General features: G+C 58.2%; 12 protein-coding genes and 1 other RNA gene. 6 read left to right on the top strand and 7 right to left on the bottom strand.

The window, feature by feature from the left end; all coding sequences use genetic code 11:
* Positions 1-205: 205 nt before the first annotated feature.
* The 5 genes from ffs to VSQ83_RS07905 all read right to left on the bottom strand — a co-directional run bounded on the left by ffs (position 206) and on the right by VSQ83_RS07905 (position 8,244).
* An RNA gene (ffs, locus tag VSQ83_RS07925) (signal recognition particle sRNA small type) lies at positions 206-302 on the bottom strand.
* Between the two features lie 197 nt (positions 303-499).
* Entirely contained in the window at positions 500-2,860 is a 2,361-nt protein-coding gene (ligA, locus tag VSQ83_RS07920) for an NAD-dependent DNA ligase LigA (RefSeq protein WP_133077134.1), read from the bottom strand.
* A gap of 96 nt (positions 2,861-2,956) precedes the next feature.
* Positions 2,957-3,835 carry a cell division protein ZipA gene (gene zipA, locus VSQ83_RS07915; RefSeq protein ID WP_133077133.1) on the bottom strand — a complete coding sequence of 293 codons (879 nt, stop codon included), beginning with the start codon at positions 3,833-3,835 and terminating at the stop codon, positions 2,957-2,959.
* 258 nt (positions 3,836-4,093) lie between these two features.
* Positions 4,094-7,582, bottom strand: a complete 3,489-nt coding sequence (smc, locus tag VSQ83_RS07910) for a chromosome segregation protein SMC (RefSeq protein WP_326425946.1) — start codon at positions 7,580-7,582, stop codon at positions 4,094-4,096.
* Positions 7,583-7,584: 2 nt separating this feature from the next.
* Positions 7,585-8,244 (bottom strand): GntR family transcriptional regulator, encoded by a 660-nt coding sequence (locus tag VSQ83_RS07905; RefSeq protein ID WP_133077131.1) that lies wholly within the window; start codon positions 8,242-8,244, stop codon positions 7,585-7,587.
* 224 nt (positions 8,245-8,468) lie between these two features.
* Here VSQ83_RS07905 and xdhA point away from each other — a divergent pair, with 224 nt between their 5' ends.
* From xdhA to guaD, 4 genes are read left to right on the top strand one after another with little or no spacing between them, the layout of a single operon-like run.
* Complete coding sequence (gene xdhA / locus VSQ83_RS07900) at positions 8,469-9,926, top strand: xanthine dehydrogenase small subunit (RefSeq protein ID WP_326425944.1); 1,458 nt, start codon at positions 8,469-8,471, stop codon at positions 9,924-9,926.
* Positions 9,919-12,294, top strand: a complete 2,376-nt coding sequence (gene xdhB / locus VSQ83_RS07895; protein ID WP_326425942.1) for a xanthine dehydrogenase molybdopterin binding subunit — start codon at positions 9,919-9,921, stop codon at positions 12,292-12,294. Before xdhA ends, xdhB begins: the two co-directional genes overlap by 8 nt.
* Complete coding sequence (gene xdhC / locus VSQ83_RS07890; protein ID WP_219261527.1) at positions 12,287-13,144, top strand: xanthine dehydrogenase accessory protein XdhC; 858 nt, start codon at positions 12,287-12,289, stop codon at positions 13,142-13,144. Before xdhB ends, xdhC begins: the two co-directional genes overlap by 8 nt.
* Positions 13,145-13,152: 8 nt before the next feature.
* Positions 13,153-14,451, top strand: a complete 1,299-nt coding sequence (gene guaD, locus VSQ83_RS07885; protein WP_219261528.1) for a guanine deaminase — start codon at positions 13,153-13,155, stop codon at positions 14,449-14,451.
* 118 nt (positions 14,452-14,569) lie between these two features.
* Here the strand turns inward: guaD and VSQ83_RS07880 are convergent, their stop codons facing one another.
* Complete coding sequence (locus tag VSQ83_RS07880) at positions 14,570-15,337, bottom strand: GntR family transcriptional regulator (RefSeq protein ID WP_219261529.1); 768 nt, start codon at positions 15,335-15,337, stop codon at positions 14,570-14,572.
* A 226-nt stretch (positions 15,338-15,563) separates the two neighbouring features.
* Between VSQ83_RS07880 and VSQ83_RS07875 the strand changes: the two genes are divergently transcribed.
* Complete coding sequence (locus tag VSQ83_RS07875) at positions 15,564-16,754, top strand: benzoate/H(+) symporter BenE family transporter (RefSeq protein ID WP_133077125.1); 1,191 nt, start codon at positions 15,564-15,566, stop codon at positions 16,752-16,754.
* Between the two features lie 4 nt (positions 16,755-16,758).
* Here the strand turns inward: VSQ83_RS07875 and VSQ83_RS07870 are convergent, their stop codons facing one another.
* A complete protein-coding gene (locus tag VSQ83_RS07870; RefSeq protein ID WP_326425940.1) occupies positions 16,759-17,520 on the bottom strand; it encodes an SDR family oxidoreductase in 762 nt (253 codons plus the stop codon).
* A 195-nt stretch (positions 17,521-17,715) separates the two neighbouring features.
* On the opposite strand from VSQ83_RS07870, the gene VSQ83_RS07865 reads away from it, so the two are divergent.
* Positions 17,716-18,720, top strand: coding sequence for an NADP-dependent oxidoreductase (locus tag VSQ83_RS07865; RefSeq protein WP_326425938.1), 1,005 nt, complete (start codon positions 17,716-17,718; stop codon positions 18,718-18,720).
* The last annotated feature ends 45 nt before the right edge of the window (positions 18,721-18,765 follow it).

The raw sequence follows: 18,765 nt of genomic DNA, 5'->3' as shown, positions 1-18,765 counted from the left end.
TGAAAAGCGGAAGGGGCTAATGCTAGCGGAGCAAGGGCAAAATTGCATCCGATGAGCACTTTTAACTGCTCGCAGTCTCTGCGCAACAGGTTTACCCACACACGGCAACGCGCCGACAATTCAGCAGAAGGCCTGAAGACAGGATCACACGATTGGGATTTTGACTAAAACCCTGCAGAACTGAGGATTTTTAAAATGGAGGCAACCCCACCAGCCACACCCCGGCACACAATGTTCCCGCTGTGGCTGCTTCCTTCCGGATCTGACCAGGTTCACGGGTAATCGTTGCGGGGGGACCGATAGGGTCACCATAACAACATCCGCCTAGCAGCGAACGGCGCCATTGTACCTGTCTGAGAAAAACTTACAACCGCTGCTGCAATAATAAAAAAATGAATGGGTTCAAGTACTTGGATTCGGGTTGAAACACAGCCTCTCCCCCGGGGCCGATCGTTTTGCGGGAGCGGGCTTGCTCGCTCCCACAACACCCCATACCCAACTACTGGATCGAAATCCCCTTCCCGGCCAGAAACGCCACAAAGGCTTCTTCATCCAGCACCTTGAGCCCAAGTTCATTGGCCTTGACCAGCTTGGAGCCCGCTCCCGGACCCGCAACCACGCAATGGGTCTTGCCGGAAACCGAACCCGAGACCTTGGCCCCAAGGCTTTCCAGCTTGTCCTTGGCAATGTCCCGGCTCATCAATTCCAGCGAGCCGGTCAGCACCCAGGTCTGACCCGCCAGCGGCAAGCCTTCCACGGCCTTTTTCTCGCTTTGCCAGTGCATGCCGAAATCCCGCAGCTGCGCTTCGACTTCGAGGGCCAGACGGGCATTTTCAGGGTGATCGAAAAACTCACGCACGGCCTTGGCTTGCTTTTCAGGTAATGCCTGACGCATATCGAGCCAGTCCGCATTGATCACGCCTTCGAGCGAGCCAAATTTCTCGGCCAGCTTTTGCGCCCCGCCCGGCCCTACCGAAGGAATGTGCAGCTTGTCGATCAGACCACCCAGCGTCGCACTGGCCGCGAACTCGGCACCCAGGTCGCCCTGATCCTGCAATTCCAGACCACGCTCCAGCAATTGAGCAATCACCTGCTGGTTATGCGCATCGCTGAAGAAGCTGTGGATTTCGTGCGCCACTTCCAGCCCGACATCAGGCAAATAGGTGAGCACTTGCGGCAGGGCACGCTGTACCCGCTCCAGAGAGGCCAGGGAGCGCGCCAGCACCTTGGCAGTTTCTTCACCCACATCAGGAATACCCAGCGCGTAGATAAAGCGAGCCAATGTCGGACGCTTGCTGTCGGCGATGGCCTGCAGCAGGTTCTTGCTCGACAACTCGGCAAAGCCTTCAAGATCGACTATCTGCTCGAAAGCCAGGGTGTAAAGATCGGCAGGCGAACTCACCAGCCCCTCGTCCACCAACTGCTCGACGCTTTTTTCGCCCAGGCCTTCTATGTCCATTGCGCGGCGCGAGACAAAATGAATGATCGCCTGCTTGAGCTGAGCACCGCAGGCCAGACGTCCCACACAACGATACACCGCGCCTTCGGTGATGGTTTCACGGCCTTTGCTGCGCTTGATCAGTTGCGTGCGTTCAACATGGGAGCCACACACCGGGCAGCTTTCAGGAATATGCACCGCACGGGCATCTTCAGGACGACGCTCCAGCACAACTTGCACCACTTGGGGAATCACATCCCCTGCACGGCGAATAATTACCGTGTCGCCAATCATCAGCCCCAGACGGGCCACTTCATCCATGTTGTGCAGGGTTGCATTGGATACGGTCACACCGGCCACCTTGACCGGCTTGAGGCGCGCCACGGGCGTTACCGCACCGGTGCGCCCGACCTGAAACTCCACATCCAGCAACTCGGTCAGTTCCTCCATAGCCGGGAACTTGTGGGCGATGGCCCAACGCGGCTCGCGCGCCCTGAAGCCCAACTCACGTTGTGACGCCAGGTTGTTGACCTTGAACACCACCCCGTCGATCTCGTAAGGCAGCGCAGCTCGACGCTCGCCAATATCACGGTAGTAATCCAGGCACTCGGCAATCCCGCGGGCCAGTTTCAACTCATGACTGATGGGCATGCCCCATTGCTGCAACTGCTTGAGATTGCCGATATGGGTGTCAGAGAACTCCTCGGATACCTGCCCCAGGCCGTAGCAGCAAAATTCCAGCGGCCGGCTGGCGGTGATCTTGGAATCCAGCTGACGCAAGCTGCCCGCCGCCGCATTGCGCGGATTGGCGAAGGTCTTGCCACCAGCGGCGAGCTGAGTCTCATTGAGACGCTCAAAGCCGGCCTTGGACATAAACACTTCGCCGCGCACTTCCAACACTGCGGGCCAGCCGCTGCCATGCAGCTTTAAAGGAATATTGCGCACGGTGCGCACATTGACACTGATATCTTCACCCGTGGTGCCATCACCTCGGGTAGCGCCGCGCACCAGATTGCCATCCTGGTACAGCAAGCTCACCGCCAGCCCGTCGAGCTTCGGCTCGCAGCTGTATTCAACTTCGGCGCCACCGCCAAACAGATCCCCGGCGGGCAAATCCAGACCTTCACTGACACGACGATCAAACTCGCGCATGTCGGTTTCATCGAAGGCGTTACCCAAACTCAGCATGGGCACTTCGTGACGCACCTGAGTAAAGGCGGACAGCGCCGCACTCCCCACGCGCTGGGTCGGCGAGTCGGCGGTGACCAGCTCTGGATGTTCGGCCTCCAGGGCTTTCAACTCACGAAACAGGCGATCGTACTCGGCGTCCGGAATGCTCGGCTCGTCCAGTACGTGGTAACGGTAGTTATGCTGATCCAGTTCAGCGCGCAGCTCGAGAATGCGGGTATTGGCGGCGGTCATGGGGTGTTCTCTCACAAAGCAAAAGAGCAGCCTTGGCTGCTCCTTGTAGTATTCATTCTGCATGTGTGCGGGAGCAGCCAAGCCGCCCCCACATGTTTAGCGTTTTTGAGTCAGGGCGCGACGCTCGAATTCAACGATGCGTTGGCGGTAGTGCTCAATGGTTTGAGCCGTCAACACACTGCGCTGATCGTCTTTGAGCTCGCCATTGAGCTCCTGGGACAGCTTGCGTGCTGCCGCAACCATCACGTCGAAAGCCTGCTTGGGATGACGCGGACCCGGCAAGCCAAGGAAGAAACTCACCGCAGGCGTGCTGAACAGATCAATATCATCCAGATCGAATACGCCCGGCTTTACCGCGTTGGCCATGGAGAACAGGACTTCGCCATTGCCGGCCATGCTTTCGTGACGGTGGAAGATATCCATTTCGCCAAACCGCAAACCGCTTTCAAGAATGTTCTGCAACAGTGCAGGACCCTTGAACCCGGCAGGGTCACGGCTGATCACGCTGATCACCAGGACTTCTTCAGCCGCCTGCTGCGGTTGCTGCTCTTTGACTTCAACAGCCGACACGCCTGGAGCCGAACGACCACGGGGCTTGGTTTCTTGCGCAAAGTCATCATCGCGGGCGCTGATGCTCGGACCGTCATCCAGGTCAAGATTGAGGTTCAGGTCACCCTGACTCGGCTCGCCGCCACGCTTGCCACGCTTGGTGCCTTTATCTCGCGCCGGCATGCTTACGGATGGCAGGTCGTGCTCGTCAAGCAGCGGCTCTTTATGATTGGGGGTATCCAGAACCCGTGAAGGACCCAGGAGCTCGGGGCTGCTTTCGTCGTCAGGGGCGTTTGAAAAGCTGCGGTCAAGACGAAATTTGAGCTTTCCCTTGCCGCCACGCATACGGCGCCAGCCATCAAAAAGAATACCGGCGATAACCACTATGCCGATGACTATCAGCCACTCGCGCAGACCGATTTCCATGTAATCCCGTGCCCCTAAAAAATGATTCTATGAAGAAGAGCCTAAAGCCCTTTAAAACGTGGCGCCAACTCTATGTTCTGACTGGCGTTTTACCCACGTACAAAATAATTAGACGTTAAATTAACACGACCAAAGATAACTTTACACCGTCTGTCGTACTGAGCTAGGCCCATATAGCCCCCGACTTGTAAGTCATATCGGTCAAATAGTTGATATTTCTCTTACAAGAAGAAAAAAATCGTCCTACATGCTTATAGCTCAAGCGTCGACCATTGCCATCGCCTCCTCGACATCTACCGCTACAAGACGTGAGCAACCAGGCTCATGCATCGTCACACCCATCAGCTGATCCGCCATCTCCATGGCGATTTTGTTGTGGGTGATGTAGATGAATTGCACTGTCTGCGACATCTCTTTCACCAACCGTGCATAGCGGCCTACGTTGGCGTCATCAAGCGGTGCATCGACCTCGTCGAGCATGCAAAACGGCGCCGGATTGAGCTTGAAAATGGCAAACACCAATGCCAATGCCGTCAGGGCCTTCTCGCCACCGGACAGCAAATGAATGGTGCTGTTCTTCTTGCCCGGCGGGCGCGCCATGATGGTCACCCCTGTATCGAGTAAATCTTCGCCCGTCAGTTCCAAATAAGCGCTGCCACCACCGAAAACTTTTGGGAAAAGCGCCTGCAATCCACCATTTATCTGATCAAAGGTGTCTTTAAAGCGGCTCCGGGTCTCTTTGTCGATTTTGCGGATTACGTTTTCCAGCGTATCGAGCGCCTCGACCAGATCGGCATCCTGGGCATCCAGATAGCGCTTGCGCTCCGATTGCTGCTGGTACTCATCGATGGCCGCCAGGTTGATCGCGCCCAAGCGCTGGATTCGCGCCGCAATGCGCTCCAACTCTTCTTCGGCCTGCTGCTCATTGACCTCGCTGTTCAGGGTGGCAAGCACCCCATGCAAATCATAGCCGTCTGCCAGTAACTGATCCTGCAACGCCGTACGCCGCACACTCAGGGCTTGCCACTCCATGCGCTGCTGCTCCAGCTGGCCACGAATCAGCTGCGATTGTTGCTCAGCCTGATTTCGGCGCTTTTCAGCATCCCGTAATTCGCGATCTGCATCTTCAAGTGCGGTCTGGGCAATCTTGAGTTCTTCATCCACGCTCAAGCGCTTGTCGAGCAACTCTTCGAGTTTCAGACGCAACTCTTCAAGCGGCGCTTCGCCCTCCTCCAGATTGAGACTGAGCTGCTCGCGCTTTTCAGCCAGGCGCTCGGCCTGCAGCTCCAGTCGCTCAAGGGCCTGGCGAGTCGAATCGTGCTGCGCTTTCAGCGAGCCCAGACGAACCGCCAACTGATGCGCGTGATCCTTGTGCTGCCGGGCATCCTGCCGCACCCGATCAAGACGCTCGCGCAGGCTGTCGCGCTGGGCCAGCAGCAGCTCGCGCTGCTCAGTGTCGGTGGCCATCGCATCCAGTGCATCCTGCAAGAGCAGGCGCGCCTCGCCCACCTGCTCATGCTCAAGTGCGCGCTGCTCACCCAGCTCGGCCAGCTCTTCATCCAGACGACGACGGCGCAGGGTCAATTGTTCGACCTTGGCTTTGCTGGCGGACAGCCTGGCCTTGATCTCGCCCTGCTGACGCGCCTCGTCCTGCATGCGACGACGAACCTGCTCGCGCGCGTCTTCCTGGGTGAGTTGCTGCTCTCTCAGACGCTGGAGCTGTTCTTCCAGAGTCGCAAGCGTCGCTTCGCGCTCTTCGCGCTCAAGCCCCAGACGCTGGATTTCCTGCCCACGCGCCAAGACGCCACTTTCGGCCTCACTGGCACGGCGCACCCGCAAAAAGTTGCGTCCAACCCAATAGCCGTCACGGCTGATCAGGCTTTGGCCGTCAACCAATTGCGCACGCAATGCCAAGGCCTGCTCAAGGGTCTCGACCGGTTTTACCTGACCCAACCAGGGCGCCAGATCAAAGTCGGCCTCGACCTTTTCCAGCAAACTGCCCGCCAAATGAGAGGCCTGGGCCCCGCCACTGAACAAGCGCAAATCACCCTGGGCAAAACCGGCCAGATCCAGCCGTGCGAAGTCGTCGACCAACACGGCCTGCAAATCGGCACCCAGCACGGTTTCGACCGCCAGCTCCCACCCTGCTTCAACCCGCAAGCCCTCGGCCAGGCGCGGCTGTTCAGCCAGTTGTTGCTGACGCAGCCATTCACCTGCGCCAGTGCCCGGATCGAGCGCTGCCTGTTGCAGGGCTTCAAGGGAAGCCAGGCGACCGTTGAGTCGCTGCAACTCGCCCTGAGCCTGCTGTTGATTCTGTGTCGCCTGGTGCAAGTCGTGGCGCACTTGCTCCAGACGCTCGACCAGTTGTTCTTCGCTGGCGTGTAATGTTTCCTGGGACAACTCGCTGATGGCCAGTTGCTCACTTAACTCAAGGATCGCCGCATCTTCAGGGTCTGCCGCCAGCAAGGCGCGCTCTTCAGCCAACCGACGCTGACGCTCGGCCACACGCTCCATGCTGGTTTCCAGCTGCTGGATGCGAGCCTGCAAGACTTCGGACTGGCGCTGGGGCTCGGCTGAGCGCTGATTGAAGCTGTCCCACTGCTCCTGCCAACCGTGCATGGTGTGCTCGGACACCTCCAGCGCAGCAGCGGCCTCTTCGGCGGCAGCGCTGGTCAGCTCTTGCTCGGGCTCCAGCATGTGCAGCTCTTCACCCAGGGTCGCAAGCATCGTGCGGTCGTGACCCAAATGGGATTCGGTTTCCAGGCGCGAGCGCTCGGCTTCGCGCAGGTCATCCTGCAATTGGCGCAAACGCTGCTGACCATGCTGAATGCTCTGCTCGACACGGGCAATGTCCCCCCCTACCGAATAGAAGCGCCCTTGCACCAGATTGAAGCGCTCTGACAGATCGTGGTGCCCGTCACGCAGGCGTTCGATGCTGGCATCCGCATTGCGCTGCTCGGCCACCAGGGCTTCAAAGCTGACTTCCTGATTGCCGATGATCGCTTCGCGCTGCCCCACCTGCTCGTTCAGCGCCTGCCAACGCAAGGCCGACAGCTGTGCCTTGAGCTGACGCTCCTCGGCTTTGTACTCCTGATACTTTTCAGCCGCCTGGGCCTGACGATGCAGGCGCTCAAGCTGACGACCCAACTCGTCTCGCAGGTCGGTCAGACGGGCGAGGTTTTCGTGGGTGCGGCGAATACGGTTTTCGGTCTCGCGGCGACGCTCCTTGTACTTGGAGATGCCGGCCGCTTCCTCGATGAAGTTGCGCAGATCTTCAGGCTTGGACTCGATCAGCTTGGAGATCATGCCCTGCTCGATAATCGAGTAGCTGCGCGGCCCCAGGCCCGTTCCGAGGAAAATGTCGGTGATGTCACGACGACGGCACTTGGTGCCGTTGAGGTAATAGGTCGTCTGGCTGTCACGGGTGACTTTGCGCCGAATGGAAATTTCGGCGTAGGCCGCATACTCACCCAGCAGCGTGCCGTCGGAGTTGTCAAAAACCAGCTCGATGCTGGCCTGACTCACCGGTTTGCGAGTGGTGGAACCGTTGAAGATGACATCCGTCATCGACTCGCCACGCAGGTTCTTGGCCGAACTTTCGCCCATGACCCAGCGTACGGCATCGATGATGTTCGACTTTCCGCAGCCGTTGGGACCTACAACCGCAGCCATGTTGCTGGGAAAGGTCACCGTTGTCGGATCAACGAAAGACTTGAAGCCCGCCAGCTTGATACACGTCAGGCGCACGCTCAGGCATCCGTCAAGGCAGACAGCACCAGGGCACAACTGCGCTGGGCATAGTTGCTCAGCACCACGCGAATTTGCACAAGGTCGCGAGCCAGTACGGCTTCGAGCAACTGCGCAAACAACGCCAGATACTCACTCATCTCAGCCTTGCGTTGATCCAGCGCCAGGTAATAGGCGCGGCTCATGGCCGGGTGCAGGTTCTCGACGGTTTCCTGCAAGTAGGGATTGTCGGCAAACGGGTACGCCGCACGCATCACATTGAAGCTGTCTTCAACGAAGCTGCTGATGTCCTGACGCTCGTAGCTGGCAATCAGGCGTTGCTGGATTTGCAGAAACGGCCCCAGATCGGCCTGCACGGCCCAGCGCTGGGCAACGGCATTGCCGAGCAGGATGTACATCTCGCTCATCAAGGTGCACAGGCTCTGCACATTGTGTGCGGTGAGCTCGGTCACATGGGCGCCACGTCTCGGAAGGATGGCGATGAGATGTCGGCGCTCAAGGATCAACAACGCTTCGCGCACAGAGCCGCGGCTGACATTGAGCGCCAGCGTCACTTTCTGTTCTTGAATGCGTTCCCCAGGCTTTAGCTCGCCGCGAATGATGCGTTCGGCGAGGTGGTGAGCGATTTGCTCGGCGAGGCTGTCCGGCGCCTTGAACGTCATGTTTTACCTTCAAAATCTTTGATCAGTGCAGGCGGCGCAGTGTAACGCACTTGGTGCGTGCTCGCGCAGAGCATCAGGGGCCGAATATGGCACGAAATAAGCAAATAAATCCCGTGGATTCAAATCACAGGGATGACCGATCTCTATTTCTTGACCCGCAGGTCAGCTTTAGCTAAATTCAGTACATCCCGCGTTACAACAATAATGATTATGCGAGGCCTTCCGTGATCCAGTTCCTACTTAACCAGACGCTGCGCACCGAGCACACGCTGGACCCGAATTTAACCGTGCTCAATTATTTGCGTGAACACCTGCACAAATCCGGCACCAAGGAAGGTTGCGCGAGCGGCGACTGTGGCGCCTGTACAGTGGTGGTAGGCGAACTGCACACGAATGACCAGGGCCTTGAGCGTGTGCGCTATCGCAGTCTCAATTCGTGCCTGACCTTTGTGTCGGCGTTGCACGGCAAGCAACTGATCAGCATCGAAGACTTGAAGCACAAAGGCCAACTGCACAGCGTGCAGCGGGTAATGGTCGACTGCCACGGTTCACAGTGCGGTTTCTGCACGCCGGGTTTTGTGATGTCCCTGTTCGCCCTGCAAAAAAACAGCACGGGCCAGCCTGATAGCCATCAGGCCCACGAAGCACTGGCGGGCAACCTGTGCCGCTGCACCGGTTACCGGCCGATCCTGGCCGCCGCCGAACAAGCCTGCGGCGCACAACAGCATGACCAGTTTGATGCGTATCAAGACGAAACCATCACCCTTCTCAAGTCCATTTCCCCTACACAGACCGGGGAACTGAACAGCGGTGACAAACGCTGCCTGCTGCCCTTGACCATCAGTGATCTGGCCGAGCTGTATGAGTCCCAACCCCAGGCACGCCTGCTGGCTGGAGGCACCGATCTGGCCCTGGAAGTCACGCAGTTCCATCGTCCGCTGCCGGTCATGATTTACGTCGGCAACGTGGCCGAAATGAAGCTCATCGAGCGCTTCGATGATCGCCTTGAAATAGGCGCGGCCGTTTCGCTGACAGACGCTTACGGCACGCTCAAGGCCGAGTACCCGGACTTCGGCGAACTGCTGCAGCGCTTCGCCTCGCTGCAAATCCGCAACCAGGGAACCCTGGGAGGCAATATCGGCAATGCCTCGCCGATTGGTGACTCACCGCCGCTGCTGATCGCTCTGGGCGCGCAGCTGGTACTGCGCAAGGGCCAAAGCCGACGCACCCTGGCGATCGAGGACTACTTCATCGACTACCGGGTAACCGCGCGCCAGGAAGGGGAATTTATCGAAAAAATCATTATTCCCCGTGCTGACGCCAGCCATTCATTTCGTGCCTACAAGATCTCTAAGCGTCTGGACGATGACATCAGCGCCGTATGTGCGGCATTCAACCTGCGTATCGACAACGGCGTGGTGAGCGGGGCTCGCGTGGCTTTCGGAGGCATGGCCGCCACCTCCAAACGCGCCAGCGCCTGCGAAGCTGCACTGCTCGGCGCAGACTGGAACTCGATCACCATTGAACGCGCCTGCACGGCATTGGCAACAGATTTCACCCCGTTGTCAGACTTTCGCGCCAGCAAGGAATACCGCCTGCTGAGTGCCCAAAACCTGCTGCGCAAGTACTTCATCGAACTGCAGGCACCACAGCTTGAGACGCGGGTAACAGCTTATGTCTAACCATCACAAGATCGAGCCAACCCAGGCCGAATTGACGGCCCTGTTCCAACAGGACCTGAAAACGGGTGCAGGTCGCAGCGTCAAACATGACAGCGCCGAAAAGCACGTCTCGGGTGAGGCGCAGTACATCGATGACCGGCTCGAATTCCCCAACCAGCTGCATCTCTACGCACGCCTGTCAGACCGGGCTCACGCCAAAATCATCCGCGTCGACACTGCGCCCTGCTACGCCTTTGAAGGTGTGCGTCTGGTCATTACCCACGAGGACATTCCCGGCCTCAAGGACATCGGCCCGCTGCTGCCTGGCGACCCGTTGCTGGCCATCGACAAGGTGGAATATGTAGGCCAGGCAGTCCTGGCGGTGGCCGCCCATGACCTGGACACCGCACGCAAAGCGGCAATGGCCGCCATTATCGAATACCAAGACCTGGAGCCAGTGCTTGATGTGGTTCAGGCGCTACGCAACAAGCACTTTGTGCTCGACACCCACACCCATGAACGCGGCGACTCAAGCGGCGCGCTGGCGGGGGCCGACAATCGCCTGCAGGGCAGTTTGCATATCGGCGGACAGGAACACTTCTATCTCGAAACACAGATCTCATCGGTAATGCCCACCGAAGACGGCGGGATGATCGTGTACTGCTCAACGCAAAACCCCACCGAAGTGCAAAAGCTGGTGGCTGAAGTACTGGATGTTTCGATGAACAAAATCGTCGTCGACATGCGGCGCATGGGCGGCGGCTTTGGCGGCAAGGAGACGCAGGCTGCAGGCCCTGCGTGCATGTGTGCAGTGGTGGCGCGCCTGACCGGGCAGCCGACCAAAATGCGCCTGCCACGGGTCGAGGACATGCTGATGACCGGCAAGCGCCACCCGTTTTATATCGAGTACGACGTCGGCTTTGACGCCCGTGGTCGGCTGCAGGGCATCAAGCTGGATCTGGCGGGCAACTGCGGCTGCTCACCGGACCTGTCCAACTCCATCGTCGACCGCGCCATGTTCCACGCCGATAACGCTTACTACCTGGGCGATGCCACGATCAATGGCTATCGCTGCAAGACCAATACCGCGTCAAACACCGCCTACCGCGGGTTTGGCGGCCCGCAAGGCATGGTCGCGATCGAAGAAGTCATGGACCGCATTGCCCGCCATTTGGGCCTGGATCCCCTGGCCGTGCGCAAGGCCAACTACTACGGCAAAACCGAGCGCAATGTGACTCACTACTACCAGACCGTGGAGCACAACCTGCTGGAAGAAATGACCGCCGACCTGGAAGCCAGCAGCCACTACGCCGAACGCCGGGAGTTAATCAAGGCGTTCAACGCCAATAGCCCCATCCTTAAGAAAGGTTTGGCACTGACTCCGGTCAAGTTCGGCATATCCTTTACCGCAAGCTTTCTCAATCAGGCAGGAGCACTGGTTCACATCTACACCGATGGCAGCATCCATCTCAACCACGGCGGCACCGAGATGGGCCAGGGGTTGAACACCAAGGTCGCGCAAGTGGTGGCCGAAGTGTTTCAGGTGGATATCAGCCGGGTGCAGATCACTGCCACCAACACGGACAAGGTCCCGAATACCTCGCCTACAGCGGCTTCAAGCGGGGCTGACCTCAATGGCAAGGCCGCACAAAATGCAGCCGAGACCATCAAGCTAAGGCTGGTGGAGTTTGCCGCCGGCAAGTATCAGGTCGAGCAACAGGAGGTGATTTTCCACAATGGCCAGGTGCGCGTTGGCGAACAGGTCATCAGCTTTGAAACCTTGATTCAGCAGGCCTATTTCGGCCAGGTGTCGCTGTCGAGTACAGGCTTCTACAAAACGCCAAAGATCTTCTATGACCGCACTCAGGCACGGGGACGGCCGTTTTACTACTTTGCCTTTGGTGCCGCCTGCGCCGAAGTGATCGTTGACACCCTCACCGGCGAATACAAAATGTTGCGCACGGACATCCTGCACGACGTTGGCGCTTCGCTGAACCCGGCCATCGACATCGGCCAGGTGGAAGGTGGCTATATTCAGGGCGCCGGGTGGCTGACCATGGAGGAACTGGTGTGGAACGCCAAAGGCAAATTGATGACCAATGGCCCGGCCAGCTACAAGATACCTGCCGTGGCGGATATGCCACTGGACCTGCGCGTCACGCTGGTAGAAAACCGAAAAAACCCGGAAGACACCGTATTCCACTCCAAAGCAGTCGGCGAGCCGCCGTTCATGCTCGGTATCGCGGCCTGGTGTGCAATCAAGGACGCCGTGGCGAGCTTGGCCGACTATCGCGTACAACCTGCCATTGACGCCCCGGCTACCCCGGAACGGGTCCTGTGGGGCTGTGAGCAAATGCGCAAGGTTTTGTCGGGAGATCAGCATGAATAACTGGATCAGCGCCCTGGCCGAGTTGCAGCAGCAGGGAGAGCCCTGCGTGCTGGTCACCATCATTGAGGAGCAAGGCTCGACACCCCGCAATGCCGGTTCAAAGATGGTGATCTGCGCGCACCAGACATTCGACACCATTGGCGGCGGTCATCTGGAATACAAGGCGATGGAGATTGCCCGCCAGATGCTTGGCAGCGGCAAGCAAGACACCCATCTGCAACGCTTCAGCCTGGGCGCCAGCCTGGGCCAGTGTTGCGGAGGAGTGACCGTGTTGCTGTTCGAACCCATGGGCCAGGTACAGGCACACATCGCCGTATTTGGCGCAGGTCATGTGGCCCGGGCACTGGTGCCCCTGCTCGCCAGCCTGCCCTGCCGGGTGCGCTGGATTGACTCTCGGGAGCAGGAGTTCCCGGCGCTCATCCCCCAAGGCGTAGAAAAAATCGTCACCGACGAGCCCGTCGACGAGATTCAAGCACTGCCAGCGGGTTGCTACTGCATCGTCATGACGCATAATCACGCCCTGGATCTGGAACTCAGCGCCGCCCTGCTCAAACGCAACGACTTTACCTACTTCGGCTTGATTGGCTCTAAAACCAAACGCGTGAAGTTCGAACACCGCCTTCGTGACCGGGGTATCAGCGCATCACATTTGCAGCGCATGCGCTGCCCGATGGGATTGAGCGAAGTCAAAGGCAAACTGCCTGTCGAAATCGCAATTTCCATCGCAGGCGAAATCATCGCCACCTACAACACCCACTTCGGCCAGCACACCGCCTGTGCCGACAGCGCGTCATCCGAATCCATTAAACAATTGCTGCCGTCTTCACGACGCAGCCATGCCACACACTGAGAATTATCATGACCTGTAAAGCCTACCGCGCCGCCATTTTGCACAGCATTGCCGACCCCGCCGACGTCGGGATCGAGGCCTCCTATGAATACTTCGAAGACGGTCTGCTGGTGGTGGAAAACGGGCAGATCAAAGCGGTCGGGCCTGCCAGCGAACTGCTCACGGCTCTGGCTGGCGACATTGAAGTCACCGAGTACAAGGATGCCCTGATCACACCGGGCTTTATCGATACGCACATCCACTTTCCGCAGACCGGGATGATTGGTGCCTACGGCGAGCAATTGCTCGACTGGCTCAACACCTACACCTTCCCGTGCGAAAACCAGTTCGCCGACAAGGCACATGCTGACGAAGTTGCCGATATTTTCCTCAAGGAACTGCTGCGCAATGGCACCACCACGGCGCTGGTGTTTGGCAGTGTGCATCCGCAATCGGTCGACGCCTTGTTTGAAGCGGCACAGCGACTGGACCTGCGCCTGATCGCCGGCAAAGTGATGATGGACCGCAACGCCCCCGAATACCTGACCGACACCGCCGAAACCAGCTACATCGAAAGCAAGGCGCTGATCGAACGCTGGCATGGGAAAGGCCGCCTGCATTACGCCGTCACCCCGCGTTTTGCACCGACCAGCACCCCGGAGCAATTAACCCTGGCCGGCCAGTTGCTGGGGGAATACCCGGATGTGTATCTGCATACCCATATCAGCGAGAACCTTCAGGAAATCGAGTGGGTCAAGTCGCTCTTCCCTGAGCGCAAAGGCTATCTGGATGTGTATGACCACTACCAACTGCTGGGGGAGCGTTCGGTGTTTGCCCACGGCGTGCATCTATGTGATGAGGAATGTGCTCGCCTGGCCGAAACAGGCTCTGCGGTGGCTTTCTGCCCGACTTCCAATCTGTTTCTGGGCAGCGGCCTGTTCAACCTGCCGATGGCCGAGAAACACAAACTCAATGTGGGCCTGGGAACGGATGTTGGCGCGGGTACCAGCTTCTCGTTGCTCAACACATTGAACGAAGCCTACAAGGTCATGCAGTTGCAAGGCGCTCGTCTGGATCCGTTCAAATCGTTGTATCTGGCCACTCTGGGCGGCGCGCGGGCACTGCGCCTGGAAGACCGGATCGGCAACCTGCAACCGGGTAGCGATGCCGACTTCGTGGTACTGGACTACAACTCAACGCCGCTGATGAGCTATCGCCTGAAGCAATCAAAAAACATCGCTGAAACGTTGTTTGTATTGATGACCCTGGGCGACGACCGCACGGTGCAACAGACCTATGCAGCGGGCAATCTGGTGCATCAGCGCTGAATGAATGGCTACCTTGGCCTGCACACGGTTGCAGGTCATAGAGAGTCAAACCCCTGTAGCAGCTGCTACGGGATTTGACTCGCCTTGCAGACAAGTAGCCACACGATTGCAACGAATCTTAGAGCTTGGCAGCAGGCCGGGGGCCTTTGCTCTTGGTTTGCAGCAAGTGCGAAAACACCGCGTGCAGGTCATCCGAGGCGCTTTCTTCGTCAAGGTTGAGCTTGCTGTCGATGTGATCCATGTGGTGCATCATCAGGTGCACGGCCTGGGAAGCATCACGGGCTTCAATGGCATCGATCAACTGCATGTGTTCGTCGTAGGAGCAATGTGAGCGGTTGCCACTCTCGTACTGGGCAATGATCAACGAGGTTTGCGATACGAGGCTGCGCTGAAAGCTGATCAGCGGCGCATTTTTAGCCGCTTCTGCCAACTTCAAGTGGAACTCGCCTGACAGCCGGATACCCGCGCCACGATCGCCTCGCGAAAAGCTGTCGCGCTCGTCCTGCACCATTTTGCGCAGTTGCGACAAGTCTTCGGCAGTAGCGTGGACCACCGCCAATTCGGTAATGGCCTTTTCAACCAGTCGACGCGCCAGAAACACCTGCCGCGCTTCTTCTACGCTGGGGCTCGCTACCACCGCACCACGATTGGGACGCAGCAGCACAACCCCTTCATGGGCCAGGCGCGACAATGCACGACGAATAATGGTGCGGCTCACCCCGAAGATTTCGCCCAATGCCTCTTCACTCAACTTTGTGCCAGGCGCCAGACGCTGTTCGAGGATCGCCTCAAAAATATGCGCATAGACGATATCGTCCTGGGTTCCACTGCGGCCGGCCTTGCCAGCGCGGGATTGTTTCTTGAGAGGCTGCAACTGTTCGTTCATGGTTACTCGTGTGGGGAAGCGGCGGCGGATGAAGTTACGCTAATACGTAAACGGGCGTCGCTGACTGGTAATTAATGCAAAAAGCAAGACTCATTGTACACAAGCCAGAGTGCCAGTACGACTGTACGGTCATATACGACCCCGTCTGTATCGCAATGAAATGTGACATTTGCGTTTAGGCTTGCGCCTTGCTCCAACTCTTATCAAGAACAAGGAATGCCGCTCCATGACGGACGCCACTCAGCCACGCTTGCACCCTCTGGCAGACACCTCTCCCTCGGCTGTAGTCGCAGGGTTTATCGCCATGATGACTGGCTACACCAGTTCCCTGGTCCTCATGTTTCAAGCAGGTCAGGCAGCGGGACTCACCAGCGGGCAGATCTCGTCATGGATTTGGGCGCTGTCGATCGGCATGGCCATTTGCAGCATAGGCTTGTCTTTGCGCTACCGCACACCGATTACCATCGCCTGGTCAACGCCGGGGGCTGCGCTGCTGATCACCAGCCTGGGCGGTGTCAGCTACCACGAAGCCATCGGCGCCTACATCACTTGTGCGGTGCTGGTGATCATCTGCGGCATGACCGGCAGCTTTGAACGCCTGGTCAAACGTATCCCCTCGTCTCTGGCTGCGGCCTTGCTGGCAGGAATCCTATTCAAGATCGGCAGCGAAATTTTCGTCGCTGCCCAGCACCGTACCGGCCTGGTCATTGGCATGTTTTTCACTTACCTGATCGTCAAACGCCTGTCGCCCCGCTATGCGGTACTGGCGGCTCTGGTGATTGGCACTCTGATCTCGGGTTTGCTCGGGCTACTGGACTTCAGCGGTTTCGCCCTCGAAGTGGCGGTGCCGGTATGGACCACACCTTCATTCTCGCTGGCCGCAACCATCAGCATCGGTATTCCCCTGTTTGTCGTCGCCATGACGTCGCAAAACATGCCGGGCATCGCCGTGCTGCGGGCCGACGGTTACAGCGTGCCCGCTTCGCCGCTGATCACCACCACCGGCGTGGCTTCACTGCTGCTTGCCCCTTTTGGCTCCCACGGGATCAACCTGGCTGCGATCAGTGCCGCTATCTGCACCGGCCCCCATGCCCACGAAGACCCTAAAAAGCGCTACACCGCGGCCATGTGGTGCGGAATTTTCTATGGCATTGCCGGCGTTTTTGGCGCCACCCTTGCCGCGCTGTTTGCAGCCTTGCCCAAGGAGTTGGTGTTGTCCATTGCTGCACTGGCCCTGTTCGGCTCGATCATCAATGGCTTGACCATTGCCATGAGTGAATCCAGAGAGCGCGAGGCGGCCCTGGTGACCTTCATGGTCACAGCATCGGGCATGAGCCTGTTCTCGATCGGCTCGGCCTTTTGGGGAATCGTCGCGGGTGTACTGACCCTGATAATCCTGAACGTTAAATCACGCTGACTGATCAGATCGCCAGTGCCCCACCATCGACAGCCAACGCATGGCCGGTGGTAAACGCCGCGCCGTCCGAGCACAGGTACAAGACGGCGCTGGCGACCTCCTCAACCTTGCCGATGCGCCCCACCGGGTGAATCGCGGCAGCAAACTCGGCCTTGCGCGGATCGGCTTCATAGGCTCGCCGGAACATATCGGTATCAATCACTGCCGGGCACACCGCGTTCACCCGAATATGCTTTTTCGCATATTCGATGGCCGCTGATTTCGTCAGCCCGATCACAGCATGTTTGGACGCCGAGTAGATGCTCATCTTCGGCGCAGCCCCCAACCCCGCTACCGATGCCGTGTTGACGATTGCCCCTCCGCCCTGAGCCAGCATCAATGGCAGCTGATATTTCATGCATAACCAGACACCTTTGACGTTCACTCCCATGATCGCGTCGAATTCGTCCAGCGTGCCATCCGCCAGGCGACCATGCTCGATCTCGATCCCCGCATTGTTGAAGGCATAATCCAGCCGACCGTAGGCGCTGATGACCTGCTCCATCAACTGCCTGACTTGCGCCTCCACGGTGACATCACACCTTACGAAAACAGCACTGCCACCCGCCGCCTCTATCTGCTCGACCGTGTATTCGCCCCCTGCCACATCCAGATCGGCCACCACCACTTTCAAGCCTTCGCCCGCAAATGCCAGGGCCGCGGCTCGGCCGATACCTGCTCCAGCGCCCGTAACCACTGCCACTTGCCCGGCAAACGTCATGCCCATTGTTGTTGTCCTCTGAGGGGTACGCCTGCACTGTGAACGGTTCTGGTGTAGTCATCGACTTATTTATCCGAGTGATACAGGCCTGCATATAACCATCACCACAACTGATAAAAACCTATTCGTGGTCCGGGATTCACTTGCCCTGAGGCTCAAGAAGGTCTATCAACAGACATCATTTTCCAAGGGGTTATTGCAATGACTGACCAGACAAATCGCCAATTCCTGCTCGCCAAACGTCCAGTCGGTGCAGCGACCCGCGATACATTCACTTTTCAGGAAGTTGCGGTCGTACAACCTAAAGAAGGACAGATCCTTGTCAGGAACGAGTATCTGTCCCTCGACCCGGCCATGCGCGGCTGGATGAACGAAGGCAAGTCCTATATCCCGCCAGTGGCTCTGGGTGAAGTCATGCGCGCACTGGGTGTAGGTAAAGTCATCGCCTCCGCCCACCCCGGCTTTGCCGTCGGTGATTACGTCAATGGCGCCTTGGGGGTTCAGGATTACTTCGTGGGTGAGCCGCGCGGGTTCTACAAAGTAGACCCCGCACTTGCGCCACTGCCTGTGTACTTGTCCGCCTTGGGCATGACCGGCATGACCGCCTACTTCGCCCTGCTCGAAGTAGGTACCCCCAAGGCGGGCGACACAGTGGTGATTTCTGGCGCAGCAGGCGCAGTGGGCAGCATTGCCGGTCAAATCGCCAAGCTTAAAGGCTGCCGCGTAGTGGGCATTGCTGGCGGGAAAGAAAAGTGCGCGTTGCTGACCCAGGAATTGGGCTTTGACGGCGCGATCGACTACAAAAATGAGGATGTTGTCGCGGGGCTTAAACGAGAATGCCCTAAGGGCGTTGATGTATTTTTCGACAACGTCGGCGGCGATATTCTCGACGCAGTGCTTAGCCGCCTGAACTTCAAGGCTCGTGTCATCATTTGCGGTGCAATTAGCCAGTACAACAACAAGGAGGCCGTGAAAGGCCCTTCCAACTACTTGTCACTGCTGGTCAATCGTGCACGCATGGAAGGCTTTGTAGTGATGGACTATGCCGATCGCTACGTAGCTGCCGGACAGGAAATGGCGGGGTGGCTGGCCAAAGGCCAACTAACAAGCAAAGAACATATTGTCGAAGGGCTGGAAAGCTTTCCGGAAAGCCTGATGAAACTGTTTAGCGGGGAGAACTTCGGCAAGCTGGTTTTGAAGCTCTGAAGCGACATGTTGCTGCGGGAGTTGGCTTGCCAACTCCCGCACACT

The sequence above is a fragment of the Pseudomonas sp. DSV-1 genome (genome assembly GCF_035830915.1).
In the GTDB taxonomy this organism is placed as follows: domain Bacteria; phylum Pseudomonadota; class Gammaproteobacteria; order Pseudomonadales; family Pseudomonadaceae; genus Aquipseudomonas.
Note: the sequence above shows the minus strand (reverse complement) of the source record. Positions and strands in the feature narration are given on the sequence as shown.